Genomic DNA, 20,321 nt, shown 5'->3' on the forward strand with positions numbered 1-20,321 from the left:
TGGTCAACGGTTGTTCCCGGGGCGCATACTCCCGGTCATGGGGGAAATGAGCATGAACAAGGCGATCCACGCCGCCGTACGGCGCGACCTCGATCGCTTCCTCGACGCACTGGACCGGTTCCCGGACGGAGACCGGCAGCGGGCCGAGCAGCTGGCGGTCGCCTGGCAGAACTTCGACGAGCAGCTCACCCGGCACCACGAGGGTGAGCACGAGATCGCCTGGCCGGCGCTGGAGAAGGTCGGCGTGAGCCGGGACCTCCTGGCGCGGCTGGACGCCGAGCACGACACGATGGCGACCGCGCTCGCCGCGGCTCGTATGGCGATGGGCAAGCTGCGCAAGTCCGCGAGCGCGGCGGATGCGGCCACCGCACACGCCGCGATGCAGGAGCTGCAGCGAGTCACCGTCGTACATCTGGAACACGAGGAGGCGGAGATCGAGCCCGTCTACCTCGCGAAGCAGGACTCCCCCGAGATCAAGGCGATGGGCCGCGAGTTCGCCAAGGTCGGCCCGGTCCAGGGCGGCACCTTCTTCGCCTGGGCCCTCGACGGCGCCACCCCGGAAGAATCCGAAGCCATCACCCACACCGTCCCCAAGCCGGTCCTCACGGTCATAGCAGGCCTCTTCGGCCGCACCTACCGCAAATCAATAGCCCCCACCTGGCAGCACTGACCGCGGTCGTAGGCCGTACTTCTCCAGCACGAACCGCCAGAACAACGGCACCGCATCTGCGACCGGCCGATCGATCAGGTCGTTCCGGCCGCTCGAGGACAGATGCTCGATCCGCACCATCCCGTTCGCCGGCCGCCGCAACGAACTCGGCGACCGCACCGCGATCACGTCGTACGGCGGCTCCGGGACAGGGCGCGGTACGACGAGGATGTCGTGCATCGACGTGGTGCCTGCCAGCAGGTCCGTGGAGCTGCTGGCGATCACGCTCTCCGCAACAGCCACCATGTGACCGAACTGCGGCGCCTTCTCCGCCAATGCCGACAGGAACGTGTGGATCTCGTCCCACGGAGTGTCCAGGAACGGCTCACGCCTGCCGAAGGTGCGCACGGCAACTGGTTCAGGCGGCTGGTTTTAGTTCTACTGCTACCTGCCAGACGCGGGTGCGGACGGTGTCTATGTCGGCGGAGGCGTCTACCTCGTGGTGGATGCCGCGGTTGGCGTAGAAGTGGATCAGCGGCGCGGTTTGCTCGTGGTAGACCTCGAAGCGGCGGCGGATGACCTCTTCGGTGTCGTCGGAGCGGTGCTCGATCTCGGCGCGGCGGAGGAGGCGGTGGACCAGCGAGTCGACGGCGACCTGGAGGACCAGGGCCGCGTCGAGCTCACGCCCTTGCTCGTCGAGGATGTCGTCCAGTACGCCGGCCTGGGTGAGGGTGCGCGGGTAGCCGTCCAGGACGAAGCCCGCAGCGGCGTCGGCCGCGGCGAGCCGGTCGCGAACCATTTCGTTGGTCACCTCGTCGGGCACGTACTCGCCCGCGTCGAGGTAGCGCTTGGCCGTCCGCCCGAGCTCGGTGTCGTCCGCGATGTTGCGGCGGAACAGATCACCGGTGGAGATGACCGGCACCCCGAGATGGTCGGCCAGGTGACCCGCGTGCGTCCCTTTACCCGCCCCCGGCGGCCCCATCAGCAAGACAGTGGTCACGGCACCCTCCTGACCCTCGGTAAGTCCCAAAGAATATTGGACCTTCCGCAACTGCGGTACGGCGTACGTCACTCCGAATCTCCGGAATACGTCACACCGCGCGTTACTGTCCGGAACCGCTACTTCTCGAGCAAATCCCACGTCGACAGGCAGAACGGATGCCCGGCCGGGTCCGCGAACACCAGACAGTGATCGGCGTTCGGCTGATGTTCGTACTGCGTCGCACCCGCCGCGAGCACCAACTCGGCGGCGGCCGCGAGGTCCTCGACGTAGAAATCCAGGTGGAACTGGATCGGCACCGTGGGATCCGGCCAGGTCGGCGGCACATGTGTCGGGTCGCTCTGAAAGTCGATCCGCCCGCCCGGCCCGTCGACGGTCGCCCAGACCGGGTCGGTGTAGACCACCTTCCCGCCGGTGATCTGGGCGTAGAACTGTCCGAGCGCCGCCGCGTCCGGACAGTTGATCGTCGGCGAACTCAGCCGGATCCCGGTGCCATCCATCTCAGAAGATCATTTCCGGGCGAAGCTCGATGACATCGCCCGGCCCGGCGAACTTGGCCGCCAGCTCCTCGGCCCGCTCCCGCGTCGCGCAGTCCAGCACGAAGAATCCCGCCAGCTGCTCCTTCGACTCCGCGTACGGACCGTCGGTGCTGACCGGCCGCTTCCCCTCCCACCGGTACGTGCGCGTCGTCGACGGCGCATCCAGCGCGAGCCCGCTGACCAGCTCACCGGAGGCGGACAGCTCGGCCAGCATCGCGTCGAACTCCTTGCCCATCGCCTCCCGCTCGTCCGCCGGGATCGACCGCCCCACCTCGGTGAAGTCGATCGTCGGGTGACCCCACGGCTGCGGGTTGGAGTGGATCAGAACCACGTACTTCATCTTTGACCTCCAGTCTGAGCCGGTACGCCGTACTGCGCCCCGGCACCGATGACGTCGGAGGCCCCACACAGACCTCGACATTTCTTCTCGATGTATTCCAGCTCACATCCGGTCACACTCGCCCGGCCGGGATCCGTCAGCCGGTTAGACGCGAAGAAAGGAACACATCATGAGCACGATTCTGGTGACCGGCGGGACCGGAACGATCGGACGCCACGCCGTACCGCTGCTGCAGGCGGCCGGCGCCAAGGTCCGGGTCCTGACCCGGCACGCCCACGACCGCGACGACGGTGTCGAGTACCTGGCCGTCGACCTGCTGAAGGGCGACGGACTGGACCAGGCGGTGGACGGCGTGGACGTCATCCTGCATCTGGCCGGTGGACCGAAGGGCGACGACATCGGCACCCGCAACCTGGTCAAGGCGGCCGAGCAGGCCGGCGTCGGCCACCTCGTGCACATCTCGGTGACCGCGGTCGACCAGCTCCCGCTGACCTACTTCAAGTCGAAGCTCGGCGCCGAGCAGGCCGTTCTCCAGTCGTCCGTGCCGTCGTCCGTACTGCGGGTCGCCCAGCTGCACGACTTCGCCTGGAACACCGTGCGGATGATGGCGAAGCTGCCCGTGCTGCCGATGCCGGGCGGCGTCCGGTTCCAGCCGGTCGACGGGCGGGACGTGGCCCAGCGCCTCGTCGAGCTCGCACTCGGTGAGCCGCAGGGCCTTGTCCCGGACCTGGTCGGGCCGAAGGTCTACAGCCTGTCAGAGCTCGCTCACGACTACCTGCGCGCCACCGGCAAGCACCGGTTGTCGCTGCCGCTCCGGGTGCCCGGCAAGGCCGGCAAGGTGTACCGCGCGGGCGGCAACCTCACCCTCAGCGGCGCCGACCGGGGCACTCACACCTGGGAAGACTTCGTCGCCGCACAGGTGTAGGGCTCCAGCAGCTCCTCCAGATCCGGCGTACGGCGCCGCGCGATCCCGGCGAGGAAGTCCGCCACCTGCACCCGCGGATCGTGCTTGGAATCAACCTGTGTGAACGACTGCAGCGGCGGCGGCTCCGCCTGCTCGGCCAGGAAGGCTCCCAGCCTCGCCACCCGGCCAGGGGTGAGCGCACTCTGCTCGTCGTGTACGACGGTGACCGATCGCTGGCCGGCGCTCCAGTGCAGAACCGTCTCGGCAAGCGCCGGCACCAGCGGCTCGAGTGGTGGCGGGATCTCCGGATCCTCGTCGATCAGTCGCTGCATCACCATCTCGACCCGCGTCCGGGTCACCGCACGGAGGGCGGGCACGTCGGCCGGCATCGTCGCGAAGAACCGGTCCACGGCCTCGTGATCCATCAGCCGCACCCGCTTGGTCCGGGCCAGATCCACGAAGGCCGCCAGGAACCCGGTCCGCTGCCGGAACCTTGCCACGGCCGCGGAATGATCCGTGCCGAGACGCGTCCCCGCGCCGTACGACGGCTCCTCGGTGAACAGCTCCAGCACCCGCGCCGCGACGTACGAGGTCTTGTCGATGACGTGGACGTGCGCATGCCCACCGAGGGTGGTGAGCAGCCATTCGAGCGCGGGGCGCTGCTCGGGTCGCAGCAACTGATTGGACTTGTACTCCGTGCTCCGGCGCAGCCGGGTTCGCAGTACGGCGATGATGCCGGCGGCCGCGGGTAGGTCGAGATCGACACTGGCGTGGGTGATGACGGGTGAGGCGGGGTCGAGCAGGTTGGTTCCGGAGAACCCCGACTCGTCACACGCGACCTCGAACTGGGTACTCATACACAAGCTCCAAGGCTGAAGGACTGCACGCTACGGAGCCCGTCCGCGGGACGGGCGTGATCAGGTCGCGCGCCAGGGTTCATCGGGCGCGATGCGATCAGTGAGCGGCAGCAGCCTTGGCAGACATGCGACCCATCATGGTCCGGCTCACAGCCGGGCACCAGTGAATTCCTACGGTTTGCGGCCGAGCGCGACCATCAGGAGCTGTCCGGCGCCGGTCGAGCTGAGCGTCTGCTCGTCGTGCGGCCACCAGGCGGTCAGGTCGACCAGTCCCGGCTCGACCAGCTCGAGCCCACCGAGGAGCTCCGCCGTCTCGGCCCTGGTCCGGAACCGGATCTGCGGGAAGGCGTCCTGCAGCTTCTCCTCGATCGCGGTCGAGAACTCCGCGAGCCGGCCGCCGTCGCGCGGGTTGAGCGGGTTGGTCAGCGCGACGTAGGAGCCGGACGGTACGGCGGCCACGTAGTCCGCGACGACCTGGACGGCCTTCGGGCTCGGGACGTTGTGCAGAACCAGCCCGAGCAGGATCCCGACCGGTCGAGTGAGGTCGAGCCCCGCGGTCACGTCCGGGTGATTCAGTACGGCAGCCGGATCGCTCAGGTCGACGCCGGCGAAGAAGCTGCGCTTGTCGTCGGCGAGCAGGGCCTGTCCGTGCGAGATCGCGGTCAGGTCGTGGTCGACGTACACGACCTTCGCGGCGACGTTGGCCTGCTGGGCGATCTCGTGCGTGTTCAACGCGGTGGGCAGGCCGGCGCCGAGGTCGAGGAACTGGTCGATCCCGCCCTCGGTCGTCATCCGGCCGATCACCTCGGCCAGCCAGCGCCGGTTCTGCCTGGTCAGCTCGGGCAGTTCGGGTGCGATCTTCACCAGTTCCTGGACGAACCGCCGGTCGACCTCGAAGTTGTTCTTGCCGCCGAGCAGCAGGTCGTAGACGCGCGCCTGGGACGCACGGTCGAGGTCGATCAGGTCCAGCTGCCCGTAGTCCGGCATGGCCTGCTCCACCTCGTTCCCTGATCCGAAAAGCGGGATTGCCGGAAGGCTATCCAGCAAATCCACCGACCGCTGCACCGGGGCTGTGTCATGGAACCTACCGCCGTCGCGGTCCCATCCGACGGGAGATCCGCGCGGCGCGAGCGGTAAGCGCTTGCCAGCCCCACCGGCACCCTCCACACTGAGCGACTACCGCCCCACCTCCCAGGAGGAACCATGCACCGTCGCACCTTCCTGATGGGCAGCCTCGGCCTCACCGCGGCGACCGTCACCAGCCCCGCGAGCGCGACCGCCACAAGAGCCCGAGCCGTCCGGGCCCGCACGCTGGACGAGCTTCGCAAGGCGATCGCCGCCGCGAAGCCTGGCGCCGAGATCGTGCTGGCCAACGGCACGTACGCCATCCCCGGCGATCAGACCGTTGCCGTCGGCGGGAAGCATGGGACCGCGGCCGCGCCGATCACCGTGCGCGCGGAATCGGTCGGCGGCGTGACGCTGAACGGGAACAACGGGTTCGCGCTCGCGGACTCGTCGTACGTCGTCATCGACGGGTTCAAGCTCCGGCAGCAGACGACGTTCGAGGTGCCGACGACGTGTCAGCACATCAGGGTCAGCCGGAACGACATCCAGCTCGGCGATAGCGAGGGCTCGCACTGGGTGATGGTCCGCGGCGACGCGACGGTTGTCGAGCGCAACCACTTCCACGGGAAGTCCACGCTGGGTGTCTTCCTCGGCGTGGAGGGTCCCGGCTCGGACGGAATGGCCCGCGGCGTACGGATCGCCCGAAATTACTTCTCGGACCACACGTACGCCGGTGACAACGGCGGCGAACCGATCCGGCTCGGACTGAGCGGCCGGTCGTTGAGCGACGCCGGCGCGACCGTCGAGGAGAACCTGTTCGAACGCTGCGACGGCGATCCGGAGGCGGTCTCGGTCAAGTCGACCGGCAACACGATCCGGCACAACACGATCCGGAACAGCCTCGGCGGGATCGTGCTCCGGCACGGCAACCGCTCCCGCGTCGACGCGAACTTCCTCCTTGCCGGAAGCAACGGAATCCGGATCTACGGCAACGACCACCTGATCGTGAACAACTACGTGGAGCAGATCACCGGCTCGGGGATCGTGCTCGGCAGCGGCAGCGTCCGCGACCACAAGCCAGAGGACTCCCCCGAGAGCCGTCGCGGCAACGACGCTCCCGACCGGGTGACCATCGCCCTGAACACCGTGCAGTCGTGTGGAACAGCGATCAGCGGCGAGTCCCAGCGTCCGTTGCCGCCGCTCGGCTGCTCGATCGCCGACAACCTGCTGATCGGTGACGCCGGCAAGCAACTGGTCTCGATGCCGTACCTGGACGGGATCGCCTTCGCCGGGAACATCTGCTGGGGCGCCGCGTCCGACGGCACGATCCCCGCGGGTGGATCGACCAGGAAGGATCCGAAGCTCGCGACAGGCAGCGACGGCGTACGCCGGCTCACCGCCGGCAGCCCGGCGATCGACGCGGCGAGCACGTCGTACCCGAGCGTCACGCGGGACCTCGACGACCACCCCCGCACCGGCAGAGCGGACGTCGGCGCGGACGAGTACAGCAAGGCCACGCCGCACAGCCGTCCGCTGCAGCCGGAGGACGTAGGCCCGGCGTCGCGATGAGTTTTCTCCGGCTCGTTCGTCTCAACACCGACCAACCAACGAGCAGGAGGATCCATGGCGAAGGTGTTGTACTCGGTGACGATGTCGGTGGACGGCTTCATCACCGGGCCGGACGGCGACATGCAGTGGATGCGCCCGTACCTCGGACCGAACCCGGAGGTCGACGAGCTGATCCCGCGGATCGGCTCGATCCTCGTCGGCCGCCGGTCCCACGACGGGGACGATCCGTTCAAGGGCGAGTCCGGTGAAGGCCAGGCCTTCGGCGGCGGGTGGAGCGGACCGCAGTACGTCGTCACCCACCGTCCACCGGCCGAGGCGGAACCCGATGTCACGTACGTCGACGACTTCACCAAGGCACTCGCCCAGGCCAAGGAGGCGGCCGGCGACAAGTACGTCAACGTGATCGGCGCCAACATCGCCAAGCAGTGCATCGAGGCGGGCGAGCTGGACGAGGTGCTGCTCCTGTTCGCCCCGGCGATGCTCGGCGACGGCACCCGCCTCTTCGACTACCCCGGAGGCCACACGGTCCGGCTGGAACGCAAGAGCGTCACCGAGACCGCTATGGCCACCAGCTTGTGGTTCACGGTGGTCTAGAAGTCCGCAGCGGTCGGTTGCATGACCGCGCGGATCTCGACGGAGCGTCCGGCGGCTCGCGCGTCCGGCAGCAGGCGCGCGAGCTCGACCGCACGTTCCCGGGTCTCCACGTCGATCAGGTAGTACCCGTCGATCCGGGTCGGCTCACACTCGGGGAGTTGGACTGACAGCTCCTGGTCGGCGAGCAGTTCGCCGCCGACCAGCTCGCCGGCGTCGTGGGCAACTCGCTCGAACTCGTCACGTTGCGGGCGCGGCTCACCGTCACCCTGCAGGAGCAGTAGGAACTTCATCGGCGCACTCCTCTCCACTGACAGGACGGAGCCGAGCGCGCGGTTTTGACATGATGGCCCGATGTTCGCGCGTACCGAACGACTGACCTTGCGCCGCTTCACGCCGACGGATGCCGAGCGGTTCGCGGCGTACCGCTCGGATCCGGTCGTCGCCCGCTACCAGGGCTGGGAGGCGCCGGTGGCGCTCGACGAGGCCCAGGAGACGGTCGAGCGGTTCGCGGCCGGCGATCCGGAGGCGCCCGGCTGGTTCCAGTACGCCGTCGATATGGACGGTGTGCTGATCGGGGACCTCGGTCTGAACCTGCACGAGAACCTGATGCAGGCCGAGCTCGGCTTCACGCTCGCAACGCAGTACCAGGGGAAGGGGTATGCCTCGGAAGCAGTGCGCGGGCTGCTCGAGCACCTGTTCGTCGAGCGGGAGTTGCACCGGGTCTCCGCCGAGGCCGACGCCCGCAACACGGCATCGTCCCGGCTGCTCGAGCGCGTCGGCTTCACGCGCGAAGGCCTGCGGTTGTCGAACACCTGGTTCAAGGGCGAGTGGACCGACGACCTGCTGTTCGGCTATCTCCGCGACGACTACCTCAACCGATCGCGGCCCACGCCCGCGCCGTCAGCCTGATCGAGCCGTCCGCCTCGATCGGCAACCGCTCACGAACGCCCTCGCGCATCGCGTCCTGGTCTGCCGGGTCGAGACCGCGCAGGTACGCCGGCGCGACGCCCGTCCCGCCGAGGAACGGCTTCCAGTAGTCGTCGAACGATGTGAACACCGTCGGTACGACGATCTCGCGCGTCCGCACGTCGCCGTACCCGGCTTCGTGGAAGAGCGCTTCGAGACCCTCCGCCGAACAGAAACCGAAGCGGGCGCCCTCGTCGTGCTGGGCATCCTGAGGGCGCAGGGCGAGCATCGTGTCGAAGAAGTAGCGGAGCAACTGCATGCCTTCGGCGTAGTCCCACACGTAGACCGCGACCGTCGACCCGATCTCCCGCATCCGCCGCAGCGCCTCGACCCGCTCTGGAATGAAGTTGAGCACGAGTCCGGCCACCACCACGTCGAACGGTCCGTCCGGCAGCTCGGCGGCCGAGCGTACGTCGAAACTCGCTCGCTCGTCGTGGACGGTCTGCCGGGCGTACTCGACGAAGCCCGCCGACGGGTCGACCCCGAGCACCGCGGCCGGGTCGGCCGCACGAAGGATCGTGCTGGTCAGCACGCCCGTGCCGCAGCCGACATCGAGCCAGCGCAAGGCCGCCGGCTGGTCCAGCCAGTCGACGAACTCCGCCGCGACGAGCCGGCTCCAGCGGCCGATGAACGACTCGTAGATTCCCCCGTCCGACCACTCACTCACTTGGGCAGGATAGACGGGAGAGACACCCCCGTCAGGCCCTCGGCCACCATCCACAGGCGAGCGTTGGTCGCCGGGTCGAGCGCGGCCTTCGGCGCGTGCACCAGCTTGGTCGGGCCGACCAGGCCGAAGAGACCGGACGGTCCGTAGTAGGCGCCGGACCGGGCCGCGGGATCAGCTGCGGCGAAGAGCAGCGGCTCGGTGCCGATCTCGACGTCCTGCTTCGGGAGCGGATTGAAGCGCATGCCGACCCGATTGAGGAGCGACGGCCGCTCCCGGCCGAGCGCGGCACCGGCGGTCTGCAGGTTGGTGCGCGTGTAACCAGGGTGCGCGGCGACGCTGAGCAGGCCCCAACCGCGGTCGGTCGAGAGCTTGGCCAGATGGTTGCTCATCATCAGGTCGGCAAGCTTCGACTGCGAGTACGCCGCGGTCCGCCGGTACCGGCGATCCCACTGCAGGTCGTCGAAGTGGATGCGGCCGAAGTTCGCGGCACCGCTGGCCATGGTCGCGATCCGCGGCGCCGGCGCGGCGAGGACAAGCGGCAGCAGCCGCACTGTGAGCGCGAACGGGCCGAGGAAGTTCGAGCCGAACTGGAGCTCGAAGCCGTCCTTCGTGGCGATGCGGGTCGGCGGGACCATCACGCCGGCGTTGTTCACCAGCACGTCGACGTGCGACTCGTCGGCGGCGAGCTGCTCGGCGAACTCCTGGACCGAGGCCAGGTCGGCGAGGTCGATCCGCCGTACTTCGAGTTGGGCGCCCGGGTGCTCGGCGAGGATCTCGGCCTTCGCCGCCTCGCCCTTGGCCGGGGTCCGGACCGCCATCACCACCCGCGCACCCGCGGCGGCGAGCCGCTTGGTGGCCTCCTTGCCGGTGCCGCTGTTGGCGCCGGTGACGACAACGAGCTTGCCGGTCTGATCGGGAACCTCGTACATGATCCACACTCCGTAAAAGACTGATGGTCTGTTATGACTCCGACGTTATCAGACCGTCGGTGCGATAACAACAGACCGATGGTCTGTAGAATGTGAGCGTGACGACATTCCAGCGCGCGCGGAGCGCGGAGCAGCGGGCCGAGCGGCGGCGGGCGATCCTCGCGACGGCCGCGACGATGTTGACCGAGATGCCGGTCGCCGACCTCAGCCTCAACGAGCTGAGTCGCCGCGTCGGCCTGGCGAAGTCGAATGTGCTGAACTACTTCGACTCCCGGGAGGCCGTCCTGCTCGAGCTGTCCAGCAGCGAGCTCGCGGCCTGGGTGAAAGACCTGGATGACACGGTCGGCGACGCGCTTCCCGAACTGTCGGTCAATGAGCGGGCGGAGCAGCTGATCACCGCGATCGTCGGCACACTGTCGGAGCGGCCGGTGCTCTGCGACCTGATCAGTGCGCAGGCAGGAGTCCTGGAGCGCAACATCTCGACGGAGACAGCGCTGACGTTCAAACGCGCGGCCGCGGCGGCGTACCAGGACATGATCGCGGCGGTCGTCGGCGTACTGCCGGAGCTGGGGCGGGACGGAGCGGGCCAGTTCATCGCCACCGCCAGCCTGCTGGCGGGCGCGATCTGGTCCCACTCCCATCCCGTCCCGGCAATCCTCGCCGCCTACGAGGCCGATCCGTCCCTCGAGGCGATCCGGCTACAGTTCGAGCCCGCTCTCGCGGGCTCCCTGCGCACCTTGCTCTACGGCGCCCTCCCCCGCGTCACGGAGTAAAGACGGGCGCGGGTATCAGGGCAGGTAGTAGTTCGGGTTCGGGAGCTTGAAGGTGCGGTCCGCGAAGCCGCCCTTCAGGTCGGAGAACTGGTCACCGAAGTTCGCGACGATGTCGTAGCCGAGCGACTCGATGTGCGCGCGGGTCGCCGACTTGTAGTGGATCGTCGTGCACGAGCCGTTCGGGTCGGCCGCGCAGGCCTTCTTCAGGTAGTCCGGGTAGTCGGCGACGGCCGGCTTGGTGAACAGGCCGTCCTCGCCGTTGCGCAGGGTCGTCGGCTGCGGGTAGCCGGCGTCGACGCCGATCCCGTCCGAGGTGAGGTTGCCCAGCGTGGCCGGTTCCTGCGCCGCGCCGCGACCGGTCAGGAAGAAGACCGCATACCCCTCCTGTGAGGCCTTCTTCACCAGGTCGACCATGCCCGGGACGGCCGGGAAGCGCTGGTTCAGCACGTAGTCCGCGTTGGTGGTCGGGTTGAACGCCCAGTTGCTGAAGATCTCGTAGTTCCAGGTCGCGAGCGAGGTGTCGTCGACGTCCAGCAGGATCGCCTTCGTCTTCCGCGTGTGGTGCGGCGCGGCCAGGTACCGCGAGCCGGCGGCCGCGACCGAACGCGCCTCCTTGGCGTAGTTGCTGTCGTCCGCGAACGTGCCGCTGCCGAGCGGATCGCCGTAGTAGTTGCGCAGCTGCTGCCGCAGTACGTCGATGTTCGTGACCTGCTTCTCGCTGCGCGGCGTCGACGTCTGGATGGCCGGCTGCGGGTTCGCGGCACCGGCCGAGTACGCGACCCCGCCGACGACCGATGTCATCGCGACTGCTGCGACGCTGGTCAGAACCATCCGGCGGGACGGCCGGCGCCAGGAACGGAATGCCATGGTGACCTTCTTCGGAGTACGGGAATGCTTGCCAAAGCAAACTAACCCCGGTCCGGGCTGTTTGGCCGAGCGACAACCTGAATTACAGGGGAATCCTGCGTCTGTTCAGACGGACTTCACGTAACGGTGGCATGGAACCGGTACTGTCCCGCCTTCCACAGCGGCCGGATAGTCGAACGGGCCGCCGTCGGTCCAGCCGCTGCGCTCGTAGAACCGCCGCGCCCGCGCATTCCCAGTCGCCACCGCGAGCCAGGCTTCCTGGTGTCCTGCAGCTTTCACCTGCCGTTCAGCTTCGGTGAGTAGCGTCCCGGCTACTCCCGATCCACGGTGATCGCGCGACACGTACACCTGCTCGACCTCGTCCCCCACTACCATCACGAACCCCGCGACCTCGTCACCCACCAAGGCAACGGTCGTGTCCGCGATCCGTTGCGCAGCACGCGTTCCGAACGATTCCTCGGTCCGGAACGCGACCAGCTCGTCCGGCACGTTCCCGAGATGCCCGTCCCGCCAACCGTCGTACCAGATCGCCGCCACCGCATCAGCATCACCGGCGACAGCAGGTCGCACGATCGCAGTCATGCGGTCAGCGTAAAGGAAACCCGCAGCCTCCCCCGCGAAGGAGAACACGCCATGGCCACAGGCCTGGTCCGCAACGACGATCCGTGCCTCCCCTGGGCAGACTCGATCGTCGAAGCCGTCAGCGAGACGACCGATCGCTTCATCCGGTGGCGCGGCATCGACTTCGTCGTACGGGCGAACGACCGCGCGCCGATGCATGCGGTCGACGCACTCCGGTCGAACGACAGTCCGCTGAGCCTGCCGGAGAACCTGGCCGACGCGGTACGTCGGTACGGCGTCGGCCAGCCGGTGCCGGGCGACCGGGAGAGGCTGGTCCAGGCCACCGCGCACACGACCTCGCAGGCAGCCGCGTTGAGCAGCCCGCTGTTCGACAACATCGGCGGAATTCACCAGCAGGAAGCCGATCTGGACGACGGGCTGGCGGACGTCTGGACGCAGGAACGGCTGTCGCAGCTCTGGTCGAAGACCGACTCCGCACAGTTCGTCCCGGCCGAGGACGTGCCCGACTTCGCCTTCGCCGGCCGGAACCCGGCGGCGGCAGCGGCAGCGCGAGCCCTGATGACCGAGATCGTGCGGCAGCAGGGCGATACGCCGGCCGGGCCGGAAGACTACGCTGCCCTGTCCGACTGGCTGATCTCGATAAAGCCCGAGGAACGCTACGGCGAGATCCTCTCGCTGCTGCCCGGCACCGACGAACTGCCGCCGCGCGACCTGCTCCGGGCCGAAGCCACCCTCCGGAACGGCTTCACCGAGGCCGTCACGCGGAACGATCCGTCGCTCGCGGCGACTGCCGTCCAGGCGGCCTCGGAGAAGATCGACCCGCAGCTACGCAGGCTCGTCGAAGATTCCGCGATGGCTCCAGCAAGAGGCGCGATCGCCGCCCAGACCGGGGGCGGAGTCGGAGTCGGAGTCGGAGTCGGAGTCGGCACGACCGGACCTTCGACCACCCACCCGTCCCGCGACCAACGAGGAATCGGCAGCTAGCCCCGGCCCGAGGGCGGGCAAGCCCGGGCCCGAGACGGCAAGCGCGGGCCCGGGGACGGCTAGGCCGGGTCGTAGGACAGGTTCGGGCGGAGCCAGCGTTCGACTTCCTCGACCGTGAGACCGCGGCGTACGGCGTAGTCCTCGATCTGGTCGCGGCCGAGGCGGCCGACGCTGAAATACCGGGCGGCCGGGCTCGCGAAGATCAGGCCGCTGACCGCCGCGGCCGGCGTCATCGCGAAGGACTCGGTCAGGCCGAGACCCAGCTTGTCCGCCTCGAGCAGCTCGAACAGGTCCTTCTTCTCGGTGTGGTCCGGGCTCGCCGGGTACCCGAGCGCCGGCCGGATCCCACGGAACCGCTCGGCGTGCAGATCCTCCAGCACCGGCTGTACGTCGGGCTCGAACCAGGCCTTCCGCGCCTCCAGGTGGATCCACTCGGCGAACGCCTCGGCCAGCCGGTCGGCGAGCGCCTTCACCATGATCGCCCGGTAGTCGTCGTTCTTCTCCTCGTACGACCTCGCCAGCGCCTCGGCGCCGTGGATCGCGACCCCGAACCCGCCGAGGTGGTCACCGGCCGGCGCGACGTAGTCCGCCAGGCAGCGGTTGTGCCGCCCGGCAGGCTTCTCGGTCTGCTGCCGCAGCATCGGGAACGACACGTCCAGGCCGTCGAGGACGATGTCGTCCCCGGAGCTGTGCGCCGGCCAGAACCCGTACACGCCCTCGGCCCGGAACGACCCGTCGGCGATGATCTCGTCCAGCAAGGTGTTCGCGTCGTCGAACAGCTCGCGCGCGACGGGGTTGTCGAGGATCGCCGGGTACTTGCCCTTCACTTCCCAGGCCAGGAAGAGGAACTGCCAGTCGATCATCGCGCGCAACGTCTCGATCGACGGCGTCACCCGGCGCAGCCCGGTGAAGTCGGGCACCGGCAGCTCGCCGTACTCCACCGGCTCGCGGTTGGCGCGCGCCTGCTCGAGCGTCAGCAGCGGGCTGCGCTGCTTGTTCGCGTGCTGCTCGCGGAGCCGCTCCTGCTCCAGGCTGTTGCTCTTGGCAAGCTCTTCGGCGCGGTTCTCGTCGAGCAGGTCCGACACCACGCCGACCACCCGCGACGCGTCCAGCACATGCACCGTGGTCTTCTCGTACGCCGGTGCGATCCGGACCGCCGTGTGCTGCTTGGACGTGGTCGCACCGCCGATCAGCAGCGGCAGCTTCAGTCCGCGCCGCTGCATCTCATTGGCCACGGCAACCATCTCGTCGAGCGATGGCGTGATCAGCCCGGACAGCCCGACCGCGTCGGCGCCCTCGGCAACGGCCGTGTCCAGGATCCTTGCCGCCGGCACCATCACGCCGAGGTCGATCACCTCGTAGTTGTTGCAGCCGAGCACGACGCCGACGATGTTCTTGCCGATGTCGTGGACGTCGCCCTTGACCGTCGCGAGCACGACCTTGCCCTGGCCGCGGACCATCTCCGCGCGGCCCTCGAGCCGGGCCTGCTCCTTCTCCGCCTCCATGAACGGCTCCAGGTAGGCGACCGAGCGCTTCATCACCCGCGCGCTCTTTACCACCTGCGGCAGGAACATCTTGCCGGCCCCGAACAGGTCGCCGACGATCTTCATACCGTCCATCAGCGGACCCTCGATCACCTCGAGCGGGCGCGGCAGCTGCTTGCGCGCCTCCTCGGTGTCCTCCTCGATGTAGTCGACGATGCCGTGCACCAGCGCGTGCGACAGCCGCTCCTGCACGGTGCCCTCGCGCCAGGTCAGGTCGACCTCGCGCTTGGTGCCCTTGCCCTTCACGTTCTCGGCGAACGCGACCAGCCGGTCGGTGGCGTCCTCGCGCCGGTCGAAGATGACGTCCTCGACCAGCTCCAGCAGGTCCTTCGGGATGTCTTCGTACACGGCCAGCTGGCCGGCGTTCACGATGCCCATGTCCAGGCCGACCTTGCCCGCGTGGTACAGGAAGGCCGAGTGCATCGCTTCGCGGACGATGTCGTTGCCGCGGAACGAGAACGACAGGTTCGAGATGCCACCACTGATGTGGACGCCCGGACAGCGGTCCTTGATCAACGGCAGCGCGTCGATGAAGTTCTTCGCGTAGCCGTTGTGCTCGGACATACCGGTCGCGACAGCCAGCACGTTCGGGTCGAAGATGATGTCCTCTGCCGGGAAGCCGATCCCGGTCAGCAGATCGTACGCACGGCCGCAGATCGCGACCTTGCGCTCGACCGTGTCGGCCTGACCCTGCTCGTCGAAGGCCATCACGACCGCGCCGGCGCCGTAGTCCATGATCTTGCGGGCGCGCTCGAGGAACTCCTCCTCGCCCTCCTTCAGGCTGATCGAGTTGACCACGCCCTTGCCCTGCACGCATTTCAGGCCGGCCTCGAGCACCGACCACTTCGAGCTGTCGATCATGATCGGGATCCGGGCCACCTCGGGCTCGGTCGCGATCAGGTTCAGGAAAGTGGTCATCGCCTGCTCGCTGTCGAGCAGGTCGGCGTCCATGTTCACGTCCAGCAGGTTCGCGCCGCCGCGCACCTGCTCGAGCGCGACGTCGACCGCGGCCTGGTGGTCGTCACCCTCGATCAGCCGGCGGAACCGCGCCGAACCGGTGACGTTGGTCCGCTCGCCGATCATCACGAACCCCGTGTCGGCGCTGATCTTGAACGGCTCGAGACCGGAGAACCTGGTGGTGTGATCGGTCGGTACGACGGTCCGCGGCGTCAACCCGTCCACCGCGGCCGCGATCTGCTTGATGTGGGCCGGAGTCGTGCCGCAGCAGCCTCCGACGATGTTCACCAGCCCGGACTGCGCGAACTCCTCGAGCATCGCGGAGGTCTCTTCGGGCGTCTCGTCGTACCCGCCGAAGGCGTTCGGGAGGCCGGCGTTCGGGTGCGAGGCGACGTACGTGCCGGCGAACCGGGCGAGGTCCGCGACGTGCGGGCGCATCTCCGCGGCGCCGAGCGAGCAGTTGACGCCGACGACCAGCGGGTTGGCGTGCTCGACCGAGCTCCAGAACGCTTCGACGGTCTGGCCCGACAGCGTCCGGCCGCTCAGGTCGACGATCGTGACCGAGATCCACAGCGGCAGGTGCGGCGCGACCTCGCGGGCCGCGGCGACGGCGGCCTTCGCGTTCAGCGTGTCGAAGATCGTCTCGATCAGCAGCAGGTCGACGCCGCCCTCGACGAGCGCGGCGATCTGCTCGGCGTACGTCGCCTTCACCTGCTCGAAGGTCACCGCGCGGTACGCCGGGTCCTCGACTCGCGGGCTCAGCGACAGGGTGACGTTCAGCGGGCCGATCGAACCGGCCACGAACCGCGGGTTGTCCGGGGTCGCGAACTCGTCGGCCGCCTGCCGGGCGAGCCGCGCGCCCGCCAGGTTCATCTCCCGCACGTGCTGCTGCAGACCGTAGTCGGCCTGGCCGATACTCGAGGCGGTGAAGGTGTTCGTGGTGGTGATGTCCGCGCCGGCCGCCAAATACTGCCGGTGGACGTCGAGGATGACGTCCGGCCGGGTCAGGTTGATCAGGTCCGGATCGCCGGTGACATCGTGGGTCGCGTCGTTGTAGCGCTCGGGCTGGTAGTCCTCGGGCTTCAGCTTGGCATTCTGCAGCATCGTGCCCCAGGCACCGTCGAGCACGACGATCCGCTGATCCAGCAGCTCGCGCAGCGCGGTCTCACTCATCTGCCGTCCCCTCCAGAAGGATCTCCGGAGGCGCCCTTGCAGTGATGCCCCAGGACGAGCGTGGCGGACCCGGGGTCCGTTGCAGCGCCTCTCGGCCTGGATGCTCCATGTTAGTGGCGTCACACCTGACGCCAAGCCCTATGTCCACATTCTAGGACGGGTGTTCAACTAGTGGATAAGGCTCTGGAGTGCCGGCGCATAGAGATCGGCGATCGTCGCCGGGTCGGTCGCGGCGATCGGACCGTCTTTGTCGATGGCGATCGCGGCGCCGAGTCCGAGCAGTTGGGCCGTGATGAGGGCGGCCCGCAGGTCGGCGTCCGGGCCGGTCAGCCGGGCGGCGAACGCGCGGGCGACCTGGTCGCGGAAGTGCTCGCGGATCTGGGCCCGCTCATCGCCCTTGCCGGCGGCGAACACGACCCGGACGAGCAGGTCCTGGTCGTTCGCCCGGCGATATTCCACCAGGGTCCGGACGGCGTGCTCGCCGAGCCGCTCGTTCGGCGCGGCGAGCAGTAACTGGGCGGCCTCGGTGAAGTCGGCGACCCGCTCGAACAGCGCTTCCTTGCCGCCGAAGTACTTGACGATCAGGGCGGCACTGACGCCCGCGTCCGAGGCGACCCCGCGCAGCGTGACCGCGTCGTACGGCTCGCGCGCGAACGCCTTGCGGGCCGCTCGCAGGATCGAGGTCCGCCCGGGATCGGTCACGGCACCGTCACCTCGTACGCCGGCTCGCGGCGCCGTACCGGGATCAGCAGCGCCAGCCCCGCGGCCAGCACGGCCGCGATTCCCGCGACCACGAAGACGGTCCGGTACGCCGACAGCGCGGGCGCGACCCGGCCGGCGCTCGCAATCGTGATGTTGGCCAGCAGGGTCGCGACGATCGTGCTGCAGACCGCCTGCCCGACCGTTCGCATCAGCGTGTTGAGGCCGTTCGCGGCAGCCGTTTCGGTCACCGGCACAGCATGCATGATCAGCGCCGGAAGAGCGGAGTACGCAACGGCGGTTCCGGCCGAAACGACCGTCGCGCCGATGACGATCCCCGCCACGTTGCTGCTGGTGAACAGCCGAACGACGTACCCCGCGGCCATGATCACCGCCGCGATCGCGAGCGTGAACCGCGGTCCGCGGGCGTTGGAGATCCGGGCGGACACCGGCGAGAGCAACACCATCGCCACCCCGCCCGGCAGCAGGCAGAGCCCGCTGACCACGATCGACTCGCCCAGACCGTAGCCGGTCCAGGTCGGCTCCTGCACGAGTTGGGCCGTGGACAAGGAGTTGGCGTAGAAGGCGAACCCGATCAGCAGTGCGCCGAGGTTGGTGAAGAGTACGGCCGGTCGCGCGGACACCCGGAGATCGACGAGCGGGCTCTTGACGCGCAGTTCGTACCATCCCCAGATCGGCACCAGCAGCACCGCGACGGCGTACAGCGTGATGAGCCGCTCGGCGCTCCAGGCGTTGGTCTTCGAGACGGCGAGCAGCAGGCAGACCAGGAAGGCGCTCAGGCCGAGCGCACCGACGACGTCGAAGCGGCCGCTGGTACGAACGGCGGACTCGGGGACGATCAGCAGGACGAGTACGACGTCGAGCAGGCCGAGGCCGAGGTTGATCCAGAACATCGTGTGCCAGTTCGCGTACTCGACCACCAGGGTCGCGGCCGGGATGCCGAACGCCGCGCCGATGCCGAGGGTCGAGCTCATGATCGCGATCGAGGGGATCACCCGTCGCGGCGGCAACTCGTCGCGCAGGATGCTGATGCCGAGCGGGACGACGGCTACCGCGGCGCCCTGGAACGCCCGGCCGACGATCAGCACGGTCAGGTTCGAGCTGCTGGCGCAGAGCAGCGAGCCGATCACCATCGACGACAGGGCGATCAGCAGGACACGGCGTTTGCCGTACATGTCGCCGGCCCGACCGAGCAGCGGGGTGAAGACCGCGCCGGTGAGCAGGGTGATCGTGATCAGCCAGCTGACGTCCGACGCCGGGCTGTGCGTGATCTGCGGAAGTGCGGGCAGCAGGGGTACGACGATGGTCTGGCTGATGGAGACCAGCACACCGCAGAACGCGAGCGCGGCCAGGATCAGGCGTGGGTGAGCGGCAGGGCGGACGATCACGCGGAGTCCTCACGGGGGTGAACAGTTGTTTACTCAGGCATCGTAAACGCTTGTTCACCCCTGCTGGAAATGGACCGGCGAACTGCCCGCCGATTGGACCATCGGCGCGGGCAGGTGGGTGCCTAGGTTTGGTTGCATGAGGATCTTCATCGCCGGTGCGACCGGCGTCATCGGCCGTCGCCTGGTTCCGCTGCTGGTGGCCGACGGCCACGAGGTGACCGCGCTGTCGCGGCGGTCGCAGGTGCCTGGCGTGACGACGGTGCAGGGTGATGTGTACGACGCTGCCGCGCTCCGCGAGGTGGTTGCGGCTGCCCGGCCGGACGTGGTCATGCACCAGGTGACCGACCTCACGTCACGGGACTTCGCCGCGAACGCCCGGATCCGGCGGGAGGGCACCCGCAATCTGGTCGACGCTGCGCTGGCGGCCGGCGTACGGCGGGTGATCTCGCAGAGCGTCGCGTGGGCGTACGAGCCGGGTGATGTGCCTGCTGACGAGTCCACTCCGCTCGATCTGCACGCCGCGGAGGAGAGCCGGCGCGGGATGGTCGACGCCGTCGCCACGCTCGAGGCGATCACCGCCGAGGCTCCCGAGTGGGTCGTGCTGCGCTACGGCATGCTCTACGGCCCCGACACCTGGTACACGAAGGGCGGCCTGATGGCAGACCTGGCCGCGGCCGGCCGACTCCCCGCCAACGCCGACATCACCAGCTTCCTCCACATCGACGACACCGCCCCAGCCGCCCGCGCCGCCCTGACCTGGCCCTCCGGCCCCGTCAACATCGTCGACAACGACCCGGCCCCGGCCAGCAGTTGGCTCCCCGTCTTCACCCAGGCAATAGGCGCCCCCACCACCCCTGACGCCCGCACCCTGACACCGGGAGAAGCAGCCGCCGCCGCGGGCGCGACGGAGACGGCGGGCGCCCGGCGTGCTCCGTGGGCCCGCGGTGCGACGAACGCCCTCGCGCGCAGCCTGGGCTGGTCCCCCGCCCGCCCGAGTTGGCGGACCGGCTTCCTCTCCTCCTGAGCCCCACCCACTCACTCACTCACCCACCCGCCCGCGATGCCCATTTGGTGGGTCCACCCACCAAATGGGGGGTTCTGTACCGTGATTCCGGGTGGGGAACCCCCGATCCGGTGGGTGAACCCAGCAAATCGCTCCGCTCCGAGGGTGATTTCGTCGCCGTTCGGACTCAGGCCCAGACAAGAGATCGGGCCCGGGCGCTCCGAGGGGAGGGGAGCGCGTCGGGCCCGATC

The 20,321-nt window shown here is 68.7% G+C and carries 22 protein-coding genes and 1 riboswitch; of the genes, 8 read left to right on the top strand and 14 right to left on the bottom strand.

What is annotated here, in order from left to right:
- Positions 1-37: 37 nt before the first annotated feature.
- On the top strand, positions 38-670 hold the full coding sequence (locus OHA10_RS03985; protein ID WP_371404815.1) for a hemerythrin domain-containing protein: 633 nt from the start codon (positions 38-40) through the stop codon (positions 668-670).
- Here OHA10_RS03985 and OHA10_RS03990 read toward each other — a convergent pair.
- From OHA10_RS03990 to OHA10_RS04005, 4 genes are all read right to left on the bottom strand, one after another.
- Entirely contained in the window at positions 644-1,057 is a 414-nt protein-coding gene (locus OHA10_RS03990) for a hypothetical protein (RefSeq protein WP_371404816.1), read from the bottom strand. The genes OHA10_RS03985 and OHA10_RS03990 overlap by 27 nt on opposite strands.
- 10 nt (positions 1,058-1,067) lie before the next feature.
- Positions 1,068-1,649, bottom strand: coding sequence for an adenylate kinase (locus OHA10_RS03995; RefSeq protein ID WP_371404817.1), 582 nt, complete (start codon positions 1,647-1,649; stop codon positions 1,068-1,070).
- Between the two features lie 119 nt (positions 1,650-1,768).
- Entirely contained in the window at positions 1,769-2,149 is a 381-nt protein-coding gene (locus tag OHA10_RS04000) for a VOC family protein (RefSeq protein ID WP_371404818.1), read from the bottom strand.
- Between the two features lies 1 nt (position 2,150).
- Positions 2,151-2,528, bottom strand: coding sequence for a YciI family protein (locus OHA10_RS04005; RefSeq protein ID WP_137258953.1), 378 nt, complete (start codon positions 2,526-2,528; stop codon positions 2,151-2,153).
- A 169-nt stretch (positions 2,529-2,697) separates the two neighbouring features.
- On the opposite strand from OHA10_RS04005, the gene OHA10_RS04010 reads away from it, so the two are divergent.
- A complete protein-coding gene (locus tag OHA10_RS04010; protein WP_371404819.1) occupies positions 2,698-3,453 on the top strand; it encodes an SDR family oxidoreductase in 756 nt (251 codons plus the stop codon).
- On the opposite strand, the gene OHA10_RS04015 is transcribed toward OHA10_RS04010, so the two are convergent.
- Entirely contained in the window at positions 3,417-4,289 is an 873-nt protein-coding gene (locus OHA10_RS04015) for a hypothetical protein (protein WP_371404820.1), read from the bottom strand. The two genes, OHA10_RS04010 and OHA10_RS04015, sit on opposite strands and share 37 nt — an antisense overlap.
- A 171-nt stretch (positions 4,290-4,460) precedes the next feature.
- Positions 4,461-5,276: an SAM-dependent methyltransferase gene (locus tag OHA10_RS04020; protein ID WP_371404821.1), complete on the bottom strand. Its 816-nt coding sequence runs from the start codon at positions 5,274-5,276 to the stop codon at positions 4,461-4,463.
- 216 nt (positions 5,277-5,492) lie between these two features.
- On the opposite strand from OHA10_RS04020, the gene OHA10_RS04025 reads away from it, so the two are divergent.
- Both OHA10_RS04025 and OHA10_RS04030 read left to right on the top strand, forming a co-directional pair.
- Positions 5,493-6,923 (top strand): polysaccharide lyase 6 family protein, encoded by a 1,431-nt coding sequence (locus tag OHA10_RS04025; RefSeq protein ID WP_371404822.1) that lies wholly within the window; start codon positions 5,493-5,495, stop codon positions 6,921-6,923.
- Positions 6,924-6,977: 54 nt separating this feature from the next.
- A complete protein-coding gene (locus tag OHA10_RS04030; RefSeq protein WP_371404823.1) occupies positions 6,978-7,517 on the top strand; it encodes a dihydrofolate reductase family protein in 540 nt (179 codons plus the stop codon).
- Here OHA10_RS04030 and OHA10_RS04035 read toward each other — a convergent pair.
- A complete protein-coding gene (locus OHA10_RS04035) occupies positions 7,514-7,807 on the bottom strand; it encodes a YciI family protein (RefSeq protein ID WP_371404824.1) in 294 nt (97 codons plus the stop codon). The two genes, OHA10_RS04030 and OHA10_RS04035, sit on opposite strands and share 4 nt — an antisense overlap.
- 61 nt (positions 7,808-7,868) lie before the next feature.
- On the opposite strand from OHA10_RS04035, the gene OHA10_RS04040 reads away from it, so the two are divergent.
- Positions 7,869-8,426: a GNAT family N-acetyltransferase gene (locus tag OHA10_RS04040; protein WP_371404825.1), complete on the top strand. Its 558-nt coding sequence runs from the start codon at positions 7,869-7,871 to the stop codon at positions 8,424-8,426.
- Here the strand turns inward: OHA10_RS04040 and OHA10_RS04045 are convergent.
- Positions 8,389-9,150 carry a trans-aconitate 2-methyltransferase gene (locus OHA10_RS04045; RefSeq protein WP_371404826.1) on the bottom strand — a complete coding sequence of 254 codons (762 nt, stop codon included), beginning with the start codon at positions 9,148-9,150 and terminating at the stop codon, positions 8,389-8,391. The two genes, OHA10_RS04040 and OHA10_RS04045, sit on opposite strands and share 38 nt — an antisense overlap.
- A complete protein-coding gene (locus OHA10_RS04050; RefSeq protein WP_371404827.1) occupies positions 9,147-10,079 on the bottom strand; it encodes an SDR family oxidoreductase in 933 nt (310 codons plus the stop codon). The genes OHA10_RS04045 and OHA10_RS04050 overlap by 4 nt, the downstream gene beginning before the upstream one ends.
- A 98-nt stretch (positions 10,080-10,177) precedes the next feature.
- Here OHA10_RS04050 and OHA10_RS04055 point away from each other — a divergent pair, with 98 nt between their 5' ends.
- Entirely contained in the window at positions 10,178-10,852 is a 675-nt protein-coding gene (locus OHA10_RS04055) for a TetR family transcriptional regulator (protein ID WP_371404828.1), read from the top strand.
- A gap of 15 nt (positions 10,853-10,867) precedes the next feature.
- Here OHA10_RS04055 and OHA10_RS04060 read toward each other — a convergent pair whose 3' ends face one another.
- Both OHA10_RS04060 and OHA10_RS04065 read right to left on the bottom strand, forming a co-directional pair.
- Positions 10,868-11,719 carry an HAD family acid phosphatase gene (locus OHA10_RS04060; protein WP_371404829.1) on the bottom strand — a complete coding sequence of 284 codons (852 nt, stop codon included), beginning with the start codon at positions 11,717-11,719 and terminating at the stop codon, positions 10,868-10,870.
- Between the two features lie 105 nt (positions 11,720-11,824).
- Positions 11,825-12,301: a GNAT family N-acetyltransferase gene (locus OHA10_RS04065; protein WP_371404830.1), complete on the bottom strand. Its 477-nt coding sequence runs from the start codon at positions 12,299-12,301 to the stop codon at positions 11,825-11,827.
- Between the two features lie 51 nt (positions 12,302-12,352).
- Here OHA10_RS04065 and OHA10_RS04070 point away from each other — a divergent pair, with 51 nt between their 5' ends.
- Positions 12,353-13,285 (top strand): hypothetical protein, encoded by a 933-nt coding sequence (locus OHA10_RS04070; protein WP_371404831.1) that lies wholly within the window; start codon positions 12,353-12,355, stop codon positions 13,283-13,285.
- A 59-nt stretch (positions 13,286-13,344) separates the two neighbouring features.
- On the opposite strand, the gene metH is transcribed toward OHA10_RS04070, so the two are convergent.
- The 3 genes from metH to OHA10_RS04085 form a co-directional block, all read right to left on the bottom strand.
- Positions 13,345-16,959, bottom strand: a complete 3,615-nt coding sequence (gene metH / locus OHA10_RS04075) for a methionine synthase (RefSeq protein WP_371404832.1) — start codon at positions 16,957-16,959, stop codon at positions 13,345-13,347.
- A 21-nt stretch (positions 16,960-16,980) separates the two neighbouring features.
- A riboswitch (S-adenosyl-L-homocysteine riboswitch) is annotated at positions 16,981-17,058 on the bottom strand.
- A 69-nt stretch (positions 17,059-17,127) separates the two neighbouring features.
- Entirely contained in the window at positions 17,128-17,661 is a 534-nt protein-coding gene (locus OHA10_RS04080) for a TetR family transcriptional regulator (RefSeq protein WP_371404833.1), read from the bottom strand.
- Positions 17,658-19,067 carry an MFS transporter gene (locus OHA10_RS04085; protein ID WP_371404834.1) on the bottom strand — a complete coding sequence of 470 codons (1,410 nt, stop codon included), beginning with the start codon at positions 19,065-19,067 and terminating at the stop codon, positions 17,658-17,660. Before OHA10_RS04085 ends, OHA10_RS04080 begins: the two co-directional genes overlap by 4 nt.
- A gap of 136 nt (positions 19,068-19,203) precedes the next feature.
- Between OHA10_RS04085 and OHA10_RS04090 the strand changes: the two genes are divergently transcribed.
- On the top strand, positions 19,204-20,091 hold the full coding sequence (locus OHA10_RS04090) for an NAD-dependent epimerase/dehydratase family protein (RefSeq protein ID WP_371404835.1): 888 nt from the start codon (positions 19,204-19,206) through the stop codon (positions 20,089-20,091).
- Positions 20,092-20,321: the final 230 nt, after the last annotated feature.

The organism is Kribbella sp. NBC_00662, from assembly GCF_041430295.1.
In the GTDB taxonomy this organism is placed as follows: Bacteria; Actinomycetota; Actinomycetes; order Propionibacteriales; family Kribbellaceae; genus Kribbella.

Bases quoted from the DNA above. Each gene is read 5' to 3' on its own strand.
- OHA10_RS03985 (WP_371404815.1), top strand. From the start codon at position 38: ATGGGGGAAATGAGCATGAACAAGGCGATCCACGCCGCCGTACGGCGC.
- OHA10_RS04000 (WP_371404818.1), bottom strand. From the start codon at position 2,149: ATGGATGGCACCGGGATCCGGCTGAGTTCGCCGACGATCAACTGTCCG.
- OHA10_RS04005 (WP_137258953.1), bottom strand. From the start codon at position 2,528: ATGAAGTACGTGGTTCTGATCCACTCCAACCCGCAGCCGTGGGGTCAC.
- OHA10_RS04010 (WP_371404819.1), top strand. From the start codon at position 2,698: ATGAGCACGATTCTGGTGACCGGCGGGACCGGAACGATCGGACGCCAC.
- OHA10_RS04015 (WP_371404820.1), bottom strand. From the start codon at position 4,289: ATGAGTACCCAGTTCGAGGTCGCGTGTGACGAGTCGGGGTTCTCCGGA.
- OHA10_RS04020 (WP_371404821.1), bottom strand. From the start codon at position 5,276: ATGCCGGACTACGGGCAGCTGGACCTGATCGACCTCGACCGTGCGTCC.
- OHA10_RS04025 (WP_371404822.1), top strand. From the start codon at position 5,493: ATGCACCGTCGCACCTTCCTGATGGGCAGCCTCGGCCTCACCGCGGCG.
- OHA10_RS04030 (WP_371404823.1), top strand. From the start codon at position 6,978: ATGGCGAAGGTGTTGTACTCGGTGACGATGTCGGTGGACGGCTTCATC.
- OHA10_RS04035 (WP_371404824.1), bottom strand. From the start codon at position 7,807: ATGAAGTTCCTACTGCTCCTGCAGGGTGACGGTGAGCCGCGCCCGCAA.
- OHA10_RS04040 (WP_371404825.1), top strand. From the start codon at position 7,869: ATGTTCGCGCGTACCGAACGACTGACCTTGCGCCGCTTCACGCCGACG.
- OHA10_RS04050 (WP_371404827.1), bottom strand. From the start codon at position 10,079: ATGTACGAGGTTCCCGATCAGACCGGCAAGCTCGTTGTCGTCACCGGC.
- OHA10_RS04060 (WP_371404829.1), bottom strand. From the start codon at position 11,719: ATGGCATTCCGTTCCTGGCGCCGGCCGTCCCGCCGGATGGTTCTGACC.
- OHA10_RS04065 (WP_371404830.1), bottom strand. From the start codon at position 12,301: ATGACTGCGATCGTGCGACCTGCTGTCGCCGGTGATGCTGATGCGGTG.
- OHA10_RS04070 (WP_371404831.1), top strand. From the start codon at position 12,353: ATGGCCACAGGCCTGGTCCGCAACGACGATCCGTGCCTCCCCTGGGCA.
- metH (WP_371404832.1), bottom strand. From the start codon at position 16,959: ATGAGTGAGACCGCGCTGCGCGAGCTGCTGGATCAGCGGATCGTCGTG.
- OHA10_RS04090 (WP_371404835.1), top strand. From the start codon at position 19,204: ATGAGGATCTTCATCGCCGGTGCGACCGGCGTCATCGGCCGTCGCCTG.